This window comes from Atlanticothrix silvestris CENA357 (assembly GCF_016056295.1).
GTDB classification, from domain to species: Bacteria; Cyanobacteriota; Cyanobacteriia; order Cyanobacteriales; family Nostocaceae; genus Atlanticothrix; species Atlanticothrix silvestris.
On record NZ_JAECZB010000097.1, the window covers coordinates 59,229 to 74,098 of the forward strand.

Genomic DNA, 14,870 nt, shown 5'->3' on the forward strand with positions numbered 1-14,870 from the left:
TTACAATTCAACTCCATAGACACCTGTTTTTTTGTTAGTATTCAAAAAAACCCATACATACAGTTACCGTTCAATTGTTGTTTGTCAGTAGCTGTAAAAAACTGTAACAAAAGGGATAAAGCACCTGAGGTTGAATGTCTGATTTTTTCCAAGGAAATTTCCCATTAAAATCCGTATCAGTGATCAAGAGTGCGCCCAAAAGCCCAGAGGCTGAGACCGAGGTGAGTGGAAATTTAGCTATAACCATAGCCGAAGCTGCATCAGACCGCAAAGCAGGCGAAATTCTAGTGCTAAGGGTAGCTGACGTATCTTACCTAGCAGATTACTTTGTGATGATGACTGGCTATTCCAGAGCGCAAGTCAGGGCGATCGCTGAAGCAATCGAAGCAAAAGTAGAGAATGAGTGGCATCGTCGTCCTTTGCGGATAGAAGGAAAGTCCGAGGGAAGTTGGGTGCTACAAGACTACGGCGACGTGATCGTTCACATCATGATGCCAAAGGAACGAGAGTTTTATAATTTAGAAGCGTTCTGGATTCATGCAGAACGTATTTCCCTTCCAGAATCTGATGAGGGTGGGGGTAAGCCAAAATGATTAGGTCTTCGGTTTCTAATTGCCCAGTTCCCATAGACCAACAACCACTTAATGAGTATGAAGAATTAAAAGCCTCCTGGCTATTTCGTGATTGCACCTTAAACTTGCAGGAGTATATCACAAAAATGGCCTGGATTTGGGGTTTATCATGGCTGGTGGCAGGGCCTGTCGCAGCAGCAAGTTTTTCCCCAAACAAATATTTCGCTCATTTTCTTCTCTGCGGAGCAGCCGGAGCGAGTGTAGGGGTATTGCTAAGTTTAACGCGATTGTATTTAGGCTGGCTTTATGTGCGCGATCGCTTGTACAGTACAACTGTATTTTATGAAGAATCAGGCTGGTATGACGGTCAAACCTGGATTAAGCCGCAAGAAGTGCTAACCCGCGATCGCTTGATTGTGACATACGACATCAAACCAATTTTACAGCGACTACAATTTACCTTTGCTGGCTTGGCTGGATTGTTGGTTATTGGTACTATAGTTTGGCATTTGTTTTAAATGGTTAGTTGTCAGTTGTCAGTTGCCAGTAGTACAAACTACTGACCACTGACCACTGACCACTGAAAATTCATAAAAAAGAGATAAATATTAACCCATGACAATGGGAAAACGAACTCAAGCCACAGCACTGGAAGTCCGGCTGCTAAGAGAAGGCATTATTGAATCGAGGCATATAGTCCACGCTGTTGTATGCGATGAACGGGGGCGGGTTCTTACCGTTGCCGGAAACTCTGAAACTGCTGCATTTGTCCGTTCCGCGCTCAAACCATTTCAGGCACTCGCAGTTACCACCACAGGTACTTTGGAACGGTACAACCTCAGCGATCGCGATTTGGCAATTATCACAGGTTCCCATCAAGCTACAATCGAGCAAGTACGACAAGTTTTTAACATCCTTTGGCGCGCCGATCTTGACCCGACAGTACTTCAATGTCCTATTCCTCCAAGTAAACGGAGTGCTTTAGAATACAATTGCTCTGGTAAACACGCAGGAATGTTAGCTGTTTGTCAACAACGCCGTTGGCCTTTAAATAACTATTTAGATCGCAAGCACCCAATCCAGCAATTGATTTTAGGGAAAGTAGCAGAATTGCTGCGAATGCCAGCGGAGGAATTTATCAGCGCTCATGACGACTGCGGCGCACCAACTTATTTAATGCAACTTGGTCAGATGGCTTCTTTATATGCCCTGCTAGCCTCTAGCACTAATTTAGATATGGAGCGCATCGTCCGGGCAATGACTCATCATCCGGCTATGGTAGCAGGAGAAGGAGAATTTGATACAGAACTCATGCGTTTAACTCCAGGGGAACTGGTAAGTAAGGCTGGAGCCGAAGGAGTGCAATGTATTGGCAGACTTGGCGAAGGCATGGGATTGGCTATTAAAGTCATGGATGGGGCAAAAAGGGCAAAGTATGCCGTTGCTATCCACTTGCTTCAGCAAATGGGTTGGATTACTCCTAGCGCCGCAGAAAGTCTGTCAGAAAAGTTTATGGCTTTGGGTAAATACAAGCGTTTAGAAGTAGTTGGAGAATTATCATTTTTATAGTTGCCAAATTTCTAAACTTGGGTTATACTTTAGAAGTCAAGAGCGACGCGGGATAGAGCAGCCTGGTAGCTCGTCGGGCTCATAACCCGAAGGTCAGTGGTTCAAATCCACTTCCCGCCACCAAATACATAAAACAAACCCCTGCAATCCTTAAAGGTTGTGGGGTTTGTTTTATTTACGCTACGCGGGTCAGTTGTCAATAGTTCAGTTGTCAGCGATGCACTGAGCTTGTCGAAGTGTTGTTTTGGATTTGGTTTAATACCCCATCCCCTTGTGGATGAATCACATCCTCAAAGAAAACTTCTGCGCCTGGAAACCGGGACGCACAATGCCAGTTCCCTCAAGTCGGTAGAATCGCCCACGAGACTCGCTCGACTTTTCGCTTTACTACTGACCACTGACCACTGACAAAACTCTATCTCTTTTGGGTAGGGTTTTTAATTTTGATCTATTCTGGAATAGAAACCTTCCAAAAAGCGCGGAGAATCATGGTTGTGAAGTTGCAGCGACCGATTTTGGTGGGAGGATTGGGACTATCCTTTTCCCTGTGGATTTTACAAAGTTGGCATCATTCAATAGTGCAGCTGAGTGAGTTTGGTTTATTTAGTGCCTTAGCTGTTGGTGGTGGTTTGTGGTTATTCCGGCAAAATCGCCCCAAAAATCATCTAGAGCAGCTAAATGGTATTGTTGTAGATCGGGTAACAGTAGAAACTGCGATCGCCAAAACTGAAGCCCTAATTAACCAACTAGCACAAGAAGCAGAAAATCATCCAGCCTTAGAAACTTTACGAGAACAAGTTGCCCAACTGCTGTTGGAGTTAGACCGACAAGAAATTAAAGTGGGTGTTACTGGTGGTAAATCTGTTGGCAAAAGCACCTTAATTCAAGTGCTAAAGTCTAACTGGAGCAAAGAAATATCGCAGAAAGTTAGCTTTCAAGAAACAGCACCCTTATTTAGAGAAGCGGGTGAGAAGTCAGATACAGCGGCTTTGGCAGAAGTAAACAAAACTGATTTTGTCCTGTTTCTTACCAATGGTGATTTAACAGACTCGGAATTTCAAACCTTACAACAGCTAAAGGCAGCAAGTCAGCCCACAACTTTGGTTTTCAATAAGCAAGACCAATATTTGGCAGATGAACGTGCTAGTGTCTTGCTGTCCTTAAAACAGCGGATGCCGGGAAATGTAGTTGCAACTGCGGCTTCTCCCATTCCTATTAAAGTACGGAAACATGAAGCTGATGGAGCAGTGCAAGAGTGGATGGAACAGCCAGCGCCAGATATCCAGCAGTTGACGCAGCAATTGAGTGAAGTTTTGGCACAGCAAGAAAAGCAGCTAGTTTGGGCAACTACCATGAGGAAGACCCTAGCGCTAAAAACTGAGGCGAAAAACTGTCTAAATAAAATCAGACGCGATCGCGCCACCCCAGTTATAGAACAATATCAATGGATAGCTGCTGCTGCTGCCTTTGCTAACCCAGTTCCAGCACTTGATATTTTGGCGACTGCGGCTATTAATGCTCAAATGGTGATGGATTTGGGTAATGTTTATCAGCAGAAGTTTTCTTTGGAACAGGCGCAAACTGTAGCTGGGACAATGGGAAGTTTGATGCTGAAGCTGGGTTTAGTCGAACTTTCTACAAAAGCTGTTAGTACTGTCCTCAAAAGTAACGCCATCACCTTTGTCGCTGGTGGTGTTGTGCAGGGAGTGAGTGCTGCTTATCTCACTAGGGTTGCAGGGTTAAGTCTAGTCGAGTATTTTGAGCAGCAAGAAGTAGCCATAGATTCTGGTAATAATTTGAATTTAGACAAGTTGCGGCAAACTTTGCAAAACGTCTTTCAGCGAAATCAGCAGATGGCTTTTTTGCAAAGTTTTGTTAAGCAAGGTGTGAAGCGTTTATTGCCAGAAACACAGCAGGTTGAAGTTGTCAGATGACTTCGCGCAAAGGCGCTAAGAAAAACTTTGCGTCTTTGCATGGTTCGGCACTTCTGATGATTCCAGAATAATCTGCAAGCAGTCCTCTTTTCTGGTAACTTTACCAACAATACGTTTTTCTTTTAAGGAGTTATTTATCAGCACCGCGATCGCGTTTGCATCACCTTGTTTCGCAAGAGCCAGTATGGTTTGTGAATCCATTTAACTATTTTTTTAAAAGCTTGTATTTATAAAGCCCAAAACCAACTCATGTCTAACCACTTCCTGAACAATTTTTTATTGTTCTTAATTATTGAGTTAGAACATATAATTCGTTTAAATTCAGTCTTGAAACACTATTATAAATGAGCGATCGCCCTTGTATTTTCTCTTTTTTTGCTGGTTCTGGTTTTCTAGATTTAGGGTTTGAAATTAGTGGTTTTAATATTGTTTATGTCAATGAAATCTTCTCCCCATTTATGGCAGTATACCGCTATTCGCGGGATATTCTCAACTTACCATTGCCAGAATACGGACATTATGAAGGAGAAGCAGCAGACGTTACTAAACTTATCGATGGAACGCAGGCGCAACGCTTAAAAGAATTAGTTAAAGATTGTCGTAAATCTCATAATATTGTGGGCTTTATTGGCGGGCCTCCCTGTCCTGATTTTTCTACTGGTGGTAAAAATAAAGGACGGCTGGGAGATAATGGTAAACTTTCGGCTTCTTATGTAGAATTAATTTGCCGTAATCTACCAGATTTCTTTTTATTCGAGAATGTAAAAGGTTTATATAGAACGATAAAGCACCGTTTATTTTTTGAAACGCTGAAGCAACAATTACAGCAAACAGGATATATATTAACAGAACGGTTAGTTAATGCTATTGAATATGGTGTACCCCAAGACAGAGAAAGAATTATTCTGATGGGTTTTAGAAATAATTTTTTGAAGGAAATGGAAATCAGTCATGAACTTACCTTTCCTTGGAAAAAACACATTTTATATCCTCAAGAAAAGGTGTTTGCTTATCCTTGGCGTAAATGTGAACCGTTTCAAGAAAGTTCTATAACTATTTGTCCTAAAGACATTCCTCAAGAACTAACGGTTGAATATTGGTTTATAAAAAATAATGTGTTGAAACATCCTAATGCTAAACATTATTTTCAACCAAGAGCAGGTATTACCAGATTTGCTACTGTTGACGAAGGAGATGATGCCAAAAAATCTTTTAAACGTCTACACAGATGGCGTTACTCTCCGACAGCTTGCTACGGAAATAATGAAGTACATTTGCATCCTTACAAAGTTCGCCGAATATCTGTAGCAGAAGCTTTAGCTATACAATCTTTACCTGTAAATTTTGTATTTCCAGAAAATATGTCACTCACCAATATGTTTAAAACTATTGGTAATGGAGTACCATATCTAGCATCAAAGGCATTAGCTCAGACTATTGTTGATTTTTTAAGAATTAACATTTATCCTCCTCATGTCACAACAGCCTAATGTCAACTTAAATACCTGTAAAATTCTCGTACCTTTGTAAAGCTGACATGTCAGACCAGTTCAGCAGCTTGTTTTCAGGATAAACTCGTAATAAATATGCTTTAATATATATATAAGAAATGTTTTAATTTTTTATAAAGATTAATAATCAATTATTGGCAAAGGCACGATGGCAGCAGACTATCCAGACATTGATATTGCGCCATTCATCGATCACGCCCTGCTAACACCTACAGCTACCCCAGAGCAGGTTGAGCAATGGTGCGAAGAAGCAGATAGATTTCATTTTGCAGCGGTTTGTCTTCATCCCGCTTATGTGAAACAAGCAGCGGAACTCCTCCACGCTAAGAATCCAAAAGTCTGTACGGTAATTGGCTTTCCTACTGGTGCGACAACTTCAGCAGTCAAACTGTATGAGGCTCAAGAAGCAGTAGAAAATGGTGCTACTGAGTTGGATGTTGTGATTAACTTAGGTTGGTTGAAAGCTGGCAAAACTGAAGAAGTGCATCGGGAGATTGCCGAAATTTGTGAAGAGACTGGGCAAACTGTCAAGGTAATTTTGGAAACAAATTTACTGACAGATGCAGAGAAAAATTTGGCGGCGGAAATATGTATGGAAGCGGGAGCAACATTCTTAAAAACCAGTACAGGCTGGAATGGTGGTGCTACGGTAGCAGATGTGCGGCTTTTGAAGGAAATAGCAAAAGAAAGAGTAGGAATTAAAGCCTCAGGGGGTATCCGCACAGTCCATCAAGCCCTAGACTTAATTCTAGCGGGTGCTACTAGATTAGGAACGTCTTGCAGTATCGATTTGCTCCGCCAGCGCGATAACCTGGGAAAGGGTGGATAGTCATTTGTTTTTTGGTCTTTGTCATTTGTCCCAACCTAATGACTAATGACTAATGATTAATGACTAATGACTAATGATTAATGACTAATGAGTAGAACCTATAAAGCAACTGGGATTAATCTCAAAACCCAGGCACTGGGAGAATCTGACAGAATAGTGACAATTTTGACACAGGAATTCGGTTTGATTCGAGCAGTTGCCCCTGGCGCACGCAAGCACAACTCTAGCCTAGGTGGCAGGAGTGGAATGTTTGTGGTGAACGAACTATTGATTGCCAAAGGGCGATCGCTCGATAAAATTACTCAAGCACAAACATTAAAAACTTATCCGGGTCTAGCTCAAGATTTAGGAAAACTATCTGCCAGTCAGTATTTGGCAGAAATAGTCCTGTGTCAAGCTTTGAGCGAACAACCCCAAGAAGAACTTTATGAATTATTCACTGAACATCTCCAGCGGTTAGAAGCCTTACCTAAAACAGAGGCAACTGCTGTTGTAGCACATCTGGCTCAGGGGGTATTTCATCTTTTAGCTTTAGCAGGAATAACGCCCCAGGTACAAGTTTGTTGTTTAACTCAACGTCCATTAACGCCAGACTTTACACATCCTAATTGGCAAGTAGGATTTAGCATTACTGCGGGTGGAACAGTTTGCTTAGAGGCTTGGGAAAGTTTGCGATCGCAGGGAGAAAGAGTAAAACACAAACATGCTTCTTTCGTCTCCCCTATTCCATTTACCCTAAAATCTGGTTATCAAACTGTTGCCCATCGGCAAGAAATACCAGTAATTTCCAGTCGCCTGAATGCTACAGAACTGGCTATGTTCCAACAGTTGTCACAACCAGAGATAATGCAAGTTAACTCAGCCAAAGATTATGGCTGGTTATCTGTTGAGCAGATTTTGCGCCAGTATGCTCAATATCATTTAGGTCGCCCTATTCGCTCTGCTTCTTTGATCGACTCTTATTTTGCTGCCAACCATGATGCAACCGTCTGATTTGGATACAAAAATCCTACCTTTGTCACCAAGCTACGCTAAAAAACAGAATAGGGCATCAGCTCCTACAGTTGGAAATCATCTGAGTGCAGTTCCTAAGCCTGCACCTAGTCAGATGAATAACCAAGAAATGTCCGCAAATAATAAACGTGGAACATCGGAAATACCAAAAACCGATGTTTCTCAGCAATCCGAAAAACCAGCTAAAGAACAATTAACTACGGCCCAGACAGACAAAAATGGCGATCGCAACGGACGGAATTTACCAGTAACTCCTGTCCCAGAAAAAGAATTAGATGGATCTGGTTCAGGTAAAAAAACAATATCAGATAATTTACCACAGCAGGGATTTTTACCCGTATTAAAAAATCCTAATTTTCTTGCCCTTTGGGGTGGTCAAGTTTTTTGCCAATTGGCAGATAAAGTTTATTTAGTATTAATGATCGCTTTAATTAATACTCAATTTCAATCCAGTAATCAAAGCATTAGTGGTTGGGTATCAGCTTTAATGATGGCTTTTACCATTCCAGCAGTACTGTTTGGTTCAATTGCTGGTGTGTTTGTGGATCGCTGGTCGAAAAAGACTGTACTGGTAGCAACAAATGTTTGGCGTGGCATTTTGGTTTTAGCAATACCCATGTTGCTGTGGTTGACTCATGATTGGCAACCTATAGGCGTGATACCAGTTGGTTTTGCGATTATCTTGGGTGTAACTTTTTTAGTTTCCACACTGACACAGTTTTTTGCGCCAGCAGAACAGGCTGCGATTCCCTTAGTCGTTGAAGAACAGCACTTACTTTCGGCAAATTCTCTGTATACGACAACGATGATGGCATCGGTAATTGTCGGGTTTGCCGTAGGAGAACCGTTATTAGCGATCACCGATGCCATTTGGCTAAAACTCGGTGGTGGTGGGGAACTTGGCAAAGAATTATTGGTAGGTGGTAGTTATGCGATCGCTGGGCTAATTTTATTTTTCTTAGCGACTAAAGAAAAAACCCACGACTCCGAAACTGAATTTCCTCACGTTTTTTCGGACTTACGCGACGGTTTTAGCTACTTGAAGGCTAATTATCGCGTCCGTAATGCTTTATTACAACTGATTATTTTGTTTTCTGTCTTTGCCGCCTTAACTGTTCTTGCTGTTCGCATGGCAGAAATAATTCCTAACTTAAAAGCTTCCCAGTTTGGCTTTTTACTGGCCTCTGGTGGTGTTGGAATTGCAGTAGGGGCAACAATTTTAGGACAGTTTGGTCAACGTTTCTCCTATACTCAACTCAGTCTTGGCGGTTGTGTTGGTATGGCAGCATCTCTAATTGGTCTTTCAGTATTCACAACCCAGCTATGGATAGTCCTGTTGTTAGTGGCTTTATTAGGTGTCTTTGGAGCGCTAGTGGGTATCCCAATGCAGACTGCAATCCAAACAGAAACCCCAGCAGAAATGCGTGGCAAAGTATTCGGTTTACAAAATAATGTCATTAATATCGCCCTTTCTTTGCCCCTAGCATTGGCAGGTTTAGCAGAAACCTTTGTAGGTTTACAGGCGGTTTTTTTGGGATTAGCTGCGATCGTCTTTTCAGGAGCGATTTTAACTTGGTACAACTCCCATGAATAGTTATCAAAGTCAGAAAAGTCATGATTTATAACTTTGGTATTATTGCTAACTGAATGAAAATTTTTGCTTTCATGTTAAACTGAGTTCAGTGAAAATTTATCAAAAACTTCCTGGGTATCAATTGGATATTAACCAGAGTAAGTTGTCATCAATATATATAGATAAGCAACTTATAAGTAAAGCAAATAAGCGATAAATACACTGATTTAATAATTGTAAAAATTGGTTTATCGATTAGGTTAGCGTGGAGTTTTATGGTAAACAGAAGACCAGGAACTGCAACGGGATAAAAGACAAACAACCAAGGATAAAAAACTTATATATTAAAACCCGTTTTTCTGATAGCTAAATTAAAGAATGCGTATAGCCTGGATTGGAAAAAAATCACCCTTTTGTGGCAACGTCACATACGGCCGGGAAATTACAAATGCCTTATTAGATCGAGGACATCAAGTTAGCTTTCTTCACTTTGCCCAAGAAGAATCTGCACCCGATAATTGGCCAAACTGTCAAGATGTGCCTCTACCCTTCATTTATAAGTCTCAGGTTTACACAATTCCTACTTTCAAAGCGACCAAAGTCTTAACTCAATCACTACGTCGCATCAAGCCAGATGTAGTTCATGCTTCATTGACTTTATCTCCCCTTGACTTTGTTTTACCAGAAATCTGTGAAGAACTAAATTTGCCCCTAATTGCCACTTTCCACACACCATTTGCAGGCAAGGGGGCAAAATTAATATCTGGAACACAACTTTTAGCTTATCAACTCTACGCACCTTTTTTGGGTAACTACGATCGCGTGATTGTATTTTCTCAAATTCAACGAGAATTGTTAGCACGGATGGGTGTACGAGAAGAAAATATTGCTGTGATTCCCAACGGCGTGGATATTACAAAATACTCTCCTGGGCCTTCTACAGTTAAAGCAGAATTCAAAGCCGAACGCTTATTTGTCTACCAAGGTCGCATAGCCCCAGAAAAAAATGTTGAACCCTTACTCCGGGCTTGGAAACAATCGGATATGGGAATTAATAGCAAATTACTAATTGTAGGTGACGGCCCTTTAAAGCCATCTTTAGAACCTTTTTATAATTGGGAATACGGTATTACTTGGTTAGGATTTGTAGCTGATGAAAATCGCCGCATTGAAATTTTGCGGGGTGCGGATGTATTTATTTTACCTTCACTAGTAGAGGGTTTATCTTTATCGCTGTTAGAAGCTATGGCTTGTGGACTAGCATGTTTAGCGACTGATGTGGGTGCAGATGGAGAAGTGATGGAAAAAGGCGCAGGGGTAGTGCTAAATACCAAGACAGTGCGATCGCAACTAAGAACTCTCTTACCACTATTCCAAGACCATCCTGAATTGACAACCTTACTTGGGCAAAAAGCCAGACAGCGCATATTAGATCGCTATACTCTCAGCAAGAATATTACTTTATTGGAAGAATTATATCGGGAAGTTTTAGCACAACAGCCTGTACCCCTGAGTTGGGGGGCATAGGAAAGTTTGATCGAAAGCAGACCATAGATTTTTAATTTAATTTCTCTCAGCGATCACCATTTATCGCTGAAAATTTGTGTTTTTGATTTTGTGAACACAAAAATTACTCCTCATTTACCAACTTGGATTAGCTCAAAAGAGGGAATAAGAGGCAACTTTTGCCACAGATGTCACAATCTGTTGAAATAACTTTACAAAAGTTAAGGTATTTTGTTACACTCCTTTACATAAAAGCTTAACCTCTGATGAAAAAACTGCATGACCTGGTGCAGTTCCGTTGTTGACCACCGAGGGTAAACCAATACCTTTGCTATTGAATCAAAGATATACCTGCTAGACAGTCCCTAGACTGGCTTGAGGTCGCGTGCGAAAAAACTGAATTGTTGCCAGTAATTTCGAGTTGGTTGGGTCTCACCTTTAAAACTAGAAATCTGGGATTAACACGAGTTAATTGGATTTCTTGCCAACTTGTTTCAGTTTTAAGATTCTTGGTTGGAACTTTGACAGTAGCTAATTAGCAAACAATAATTTGGAGATTTCGCTCATGTCTTTAACTATCGAATCAGCTCAAAATATTTTCTCAAAAACTCAAGTTCCAAGCCCGATTCCAGCAACCATCGCACTGTTTGATCAACTCGGCGTTGACGATCAACTAGCATATCTGTGGTTTGCCTACACTGAAATGGGTCGTACAATTACTCCCGCAGCACCTGGAGCCGCACGCCTGCAACTAGCGGAAAATTTACTCGCCCAAATTAAGCAGATGTCTTCTGAAGAACAAACCCAGGTGATGCGAGATCTGGCTAACCGTGCTGACACTCCTATCAGCCGTTCTTATGGTTTTTTCAGCGTTAATACTAAGCTAGCTTTTTGGTATGAGTTAGGAGAATTAATGAAACAGGGCGTGGTTGCTCCCATACCATCTGGTTATCAAATGTCACCTGGTGTGCAAGTAGTGTTAGAAGCAACCAAGAAGCTTGATGCCGGACAGCAAATTACAGTACTGCGTAACACCGTAGTAGGCATGGGATTCGATACTTCTTCCCTTGGCCCTAGTAGCTATCCAAAACCCGTTGCAGAACCAGCATTTGAACGTACTGCTCCAATTGTTAGCTCTGTTAAAATTGATGGCATAACAGAAGCGGCTGTACTCAGCTACATTGAAGCCATGAATGCAGACAACTTTGATGCTGCTATCAATCTCTTTACTCCCGACGGCGCACTGCAACCACCATTCCAAAAACCGATTGTTGGTCGTGACGCGATCGCCAAATATATGCGTGAAGAAGCGCAAGGACTGAACATGATGCCAAAACAGGGTATCTGTGAAGTTCAGCCAGATGGTTCTAAGCAGCTGAAAGTTACAGGTGTAGTACAAACTCCTTGGTTTGGCGTTAACGTCGGAATGAATATTGCTTGGCGGTTCTTAATCAATCCCCAAGGCCAAATTTTCTTCGTAGCGATTGACATGTTAGCATCTCCTGAAGAACTGCTAAGTCTGCGTCGCGTGTAGAAGTTAGGGTGGGCGTTGCCCACCCTGTTCAAAAAAGTTTGGGAAAGTTAGCCTTTTAAAGGCTATGTTCAAAAGCGATCGCGTTTCTGGCTTCCTTCAAGTACCAAATAGCTTTAGGTTATTTGGTACTTGGAGTTAAAAAATATAGAGTGCTTGCCTAGAAAAGTTTTCAGTCTAATCTGAAGTTTCTGTACGACTGCTTATTCTTTGCCGATACCTACAGATTGAACAGTAGCACTCAACATAGATGGATCAATTGAAATACCTAAGCCCTCAGCTATACGGCGGCCATAAGAAACATCTGCTCGGAAGAAATGGCAAAGTTGACGCATCTGGATGTCCTGTCTTGCTTGACTAAGACTGCCAACGATATTATGAGCAAGACGCTCTTGTTGCTCAGGAGTTAGTAATCGATAGAGATCACCTGCCTGGCTATAATCGTCGTTTCCTTCACGGTGATTGTAACGATCAACGGTGACATCGCCCAAATGGGTAGGTGGTTCTGCATAAGCTGGATTTTCTTTGGGCGTACCTTCAACACTATTCGGTTCATAGTTAGGAGCGCTACCGCCGTTATTTCCCAACGCCATGAAGCCATCTCGCTGATTATGCATTACTGGACATTTGGGCTGGTTGACAGGTAGTTGCTGATAGTTACCGCCTAAGCGATACCGTTGAGCATCTGGGTAAGAAAAGATGCGAGCTTGAAGCATTTTGTCTGGAGAGAAACTAACACCCGCAACTACCGCACTAGGACTAAAAGCGGCTTGCTCAACTTCGGCAAAATAATTTTCTGGGTTACGATTTAGTTCTAATATCCCGACTTCGATTAAAGGATATTCCCCTTGTTTCCAAACTTTCGTCAAGTCAAAAGGGTTATCTCGATGTTTTGACGCTTGCTCCTCGCTCATCACCTGAATACACATCCGCCACTTAGGGTAATCTTTTTTAGCGATCGCTTCAAATAGATCATGAGTTGCATGATCCGGATCTTCGCCTTTGAGCTTGCTCGATTCTTCCTCTGTCAAGGTTTGATGCCCTTGCAAAGTTTTAAAGTGAAATTTGCACCAGACGCGATCGCCTTGAGCATTAATCAAACTGAAAGTGTGACTACCGAAACCATCCATGTGTCGATAGGTTTTGGGAATCCCCCGGTCTGAAAACAGGATTGTCACCTGGTGAAGAGATTCAGGACTAAGTGACCAAAAATCCCATTTTGCGTTCTGGTCTTTGCAATTGGTTTGGGGATTGCGCTTTTGGGTATGGATAAAATCAGGAAACTTTAATGGATCGCGGATGAAAAAAATAGGGGTATTGTTGCCTGTAATATCCCAGTTGCCTTCTTCAGTATAAAACTTGATAGCAAAGCCTCTAGGGTCACGCTCGGCATCTGCTGAACCCTTTTCTCCCCCGACTGTAGAAAAGCGCAAGAGGACTTCCGTTTTCTTGCCAATCTCAGAAAAAAGTTTGGCTTTAGTGTAGCGAGTAATGTCATTGGTAACAGTAAAAGTACCATAAGCAGCAGCACCTTTAGCATGGACAACTCGCTCAGGAATACGTTCTCGGTTGAAATGAGCCAGCTTTTCGAGCAGGTGGAAATCTTGGATTAATACAGGGCCACGCGGCCCAGCGGTGAGTGAGTTTTGGTTATCGGCAACAGGGATACCGTCAGCAGTTGTCAGTTTTTGGGGTTTAGCCATAGATAAAGAAGTAATCCATTAAATTACCGAGATTTGCTCAAAGTATAAACAGACGCTTATTTGTAGAATGAGCTAAATCGTAGTCATGATGACTACATAAATAAATCATACTCGTAATGATTATGATTTACCACCTTTTTTCTTTCTTTAGAAGCAGATGTCAGGATGAAAGTTATGTCAAGTGGTGTAGATAAGTATGAAAACTTATAATCGCAGTTGGCTCGAATAGACGTTTTAGGTTCTATAGTAAAGTCGCTTGATGAGCCTCTAGTTGCTTTTGGAAACTGTTAGTTAAGATTAGACTTGAGATTTTAGCGAATCCTTTAAATTTAAAGACCATCCTAAACTGGTTGGCTGTTCATAAACTCGCTTCAGAGTATTTACATCTCTAAGAGAAATAGGTGGTGAATTGCGAACCTGGGAAAAATACAGAACATCAGTTTGTAGGGGACTATGACCCCAAATTCCCAAAGCGTGACCAAGTTCGTGGCGGGCGGCTGCGGTGAGGTAATTACCTATCTGACTAGGACTTAGCAGGATTGTAAACTTGTGGGATAAAATTTTGTTACTGTTAGTATATAACTCGTAAGTAGTTTGTGCAGAACGGGCACGGGTGATTTTGCTGCCTGGGATAGCCTGTAGAGGCGGCGCTTTCCGCAAAATTGTAATATCAGCAGCTTCTGGCTGTTCGACTACTATCAAAGGCAAATAAACATTCCATTCTTGCACAGCTTGTAAAACGCTGTTAACCCAAGCTTGAACTTGCTTGCTCCTAACAACTTGTGGTGTTTCTACATATACACGAATAGGAAATTGTGACCAGACTAAATAACCGACTTTGGTAGTTGTGACTTGAGAAAAGTAATCACCACTGTTTGTGCTGTCTTGCCAATGCACCAATTTGGGTGGTAGAGGGTGAGGTTTTGGCGAAGGTAGGGATGTGGAAAGAGAAATTTTTAGGTCTGGATTATGTTCTGGCGTATTTGTTAGAACAGCAATTGATTGGAGGTTAGTAAAAACAATTAGCAGCCCTGTACCAATAACTAAGGCAAGAACTGCTAATAACCGTTGCGTATTTAAATTTTTGCGGGTGTTAGGTTTTGGGTATTGAATTTTGTTCCCCATCTT

General features: G+C 41.7%; 13 protein-coding genes and 1 tRNA gene. 11 read left to right on the forward strand and 3 right to left on the reverse strand.

Annotated features, from left to right (window positions below; genetic code table 11):
- Positions 1–134 precede the first annotated feature (134 nt).
- From rsfS to I8751_RS25755, 5 genes are all read left to right on the forward strand, one after another.
- Positions 135–593: a ribosome silencing factor gene (gene rsfS / locus I8751_RS25735; protein ID WP_214441931.1), complete on the forward strand. Its 459-nt coding sequence runs from the start codon at positions 135–137 to the stop codon at positions 591–593.
- A complete protein-coding gene (locus I8751_RS25740) occupies positions 590–1,090 on the forward strand; it encodes a CGLD27 family protein (RefSeq protein ID WP_214441932.1) in 501 nt (166 codons plus the stop codon). Before rsfS ends, I8751_RS25740 begins: the two co-directional genes overlap by 4 nt.
- Positions 1,091–1,187: 97 nt before the next feature.
- A complete protein-coding gene (locus I8751_RS25745) occupies positions 1,188–2,141 on the forward strand; it encodes an asparaginase (RefSeq protein ID WP_214441933.1) in 954 nt (317 codons plus the stop codon).
- A 46-nt stretch (positions 2,142–2,187) separates the two neighbouring features.
- A tRNA-Met gene (locus I8751_RS25750) sits at positions 2,188–2,264 on the forward strand.
- 365 nt (positions 2,265–2,629) lie between these two features.
- The gene (locus I8751_RS25755; protein WP_214441934.1) at positions 2,630–4,075 is read left to right on the forward strand and encodes a YcjF family protein; all 1,446 of its coding nucleotides are present in this window, start codon (positions 2,630–2,632) and stop codon (positions 4,073–4,075) included.
- 15 nt (positions 4,076–4,090) lie between these two features.
- On the opposite strand, the gene I8751_RS25760 is transcribed toward I8751_RS25755, so the two are convergent.
- A complete protein-coding gene (locus tag I8751_RS25760) occupies positions 4,091–4,276 on the reverse strand; it encodes a hypothetical protein (protein WP_214441935.1) in 186 nt (61 codons plus the stop codon).
- Positions 4,277–4,419: 143 nt separating this feature from the next.
- Here I8751_RS25760 and I8751_RS25765 point away from each other — a divergent pair, with 143 nt between their 5' ends.
- The 6 genes from I8751_RS25765 (at position 4,420) to I8751_RS25790 (ending at position 12,042) form a co-directional block, all read left to right on the forward strand.
- Entirely contained in the window at positions 4,420–5,565 is a 1,146-nt protein-coding gene (locus I8751_RS25765; RefSeq protein ID WP_214441936.1) for a DNA cytosine methyltransferase, read from the forward strand.
- 169 nt (positions 5,566–5,734) lie between these two features.
- A complete protein-coding gene (gene deoC / locus I8751_RS25770; protein WP_214441937.1) occupies positions 5,735–6,415 on the forward strand; it encodes a deoxyribose-phosphate aldolase in 681 nt (226 codons plus the stop codon).
- Between the two features lie 87 nt (positions 6,416–6,502).
- Positions 6,503–7,408 (forward strand): DNA repair protein RecO, encoded by a 906-nt coding sequence (gene recO / locus I8751_RS25775; RefSeq protein WP_214441938.1) that lies wholly within the window; start codon positions 6,503–6,505, stop codon positions 7,406–7,408.
- Positions 7,395–9,023, forward strand: coding sequence for an MFS transporter (locus I8751_RS25780; protein WP_214442017.1), 1,629 nt, complete (start codon positions 7,395–7,397; stop codon positions 9,021–9,023). Before recO ends, I8751_RS25780 begins: the two co-directional genes overlap by 14 nt.
- 357 nt (positions 9,024–9,380) lie before the next feature.
- Entirely contained in the window at positions 9,381–10,529 is a 1,149-nt protein-coding gene (locus tag I8751_RS25785; RefSeq protein ID WP_214441939.1) for a glycosyltransferase family 4 protein, read from the forward strand.
- A gap of 544 nt (positions 10,530–11,073) precedes the next feature.
- Positions 11,074–12,042: an orange carotenoid protein N-terminal domain-containing protein gene (locus tag I8751_RS25790; protein WP_214441940.1), complete on the forward strand. Its 969-nt coding sequence runs from the start codon at positions 11,074–11,076 to the stop codon at positions 12,040–12,042.
- Positions 12,043–12,242: 200 nt separating this feature from the next.
- Here I8751_RS25790 and I8751_RS25795 read toward each other — a convergent pair whose 3' ends face one another.
- On the reverse strand, positions 12,243–13,742 hold the full coding sequence (locus tag I8751_RS25795) for a catalase (RefSeq protein WP_214441941.1): 1,500 nt from the start codon (positions 13,740–13,742) through the stop codon (positions 12,243–12,245).
- Positions 13,743–14,039: 297 nt separating this feature from the next.
- The gene (locus I8751_RS25800; protein WP_214441942.1) at positions 14,040–14,867 is read right to left on the reverse strand and encodes a peptidase; all 828 of its coding nucleotides are present in this window, start codon (positions 14,865–14,867) and stop codon (positions 14,040–14,042) included.
- Between the last annotated feature and the right edge of the window lie 3 nt (positions 14,868–14,870).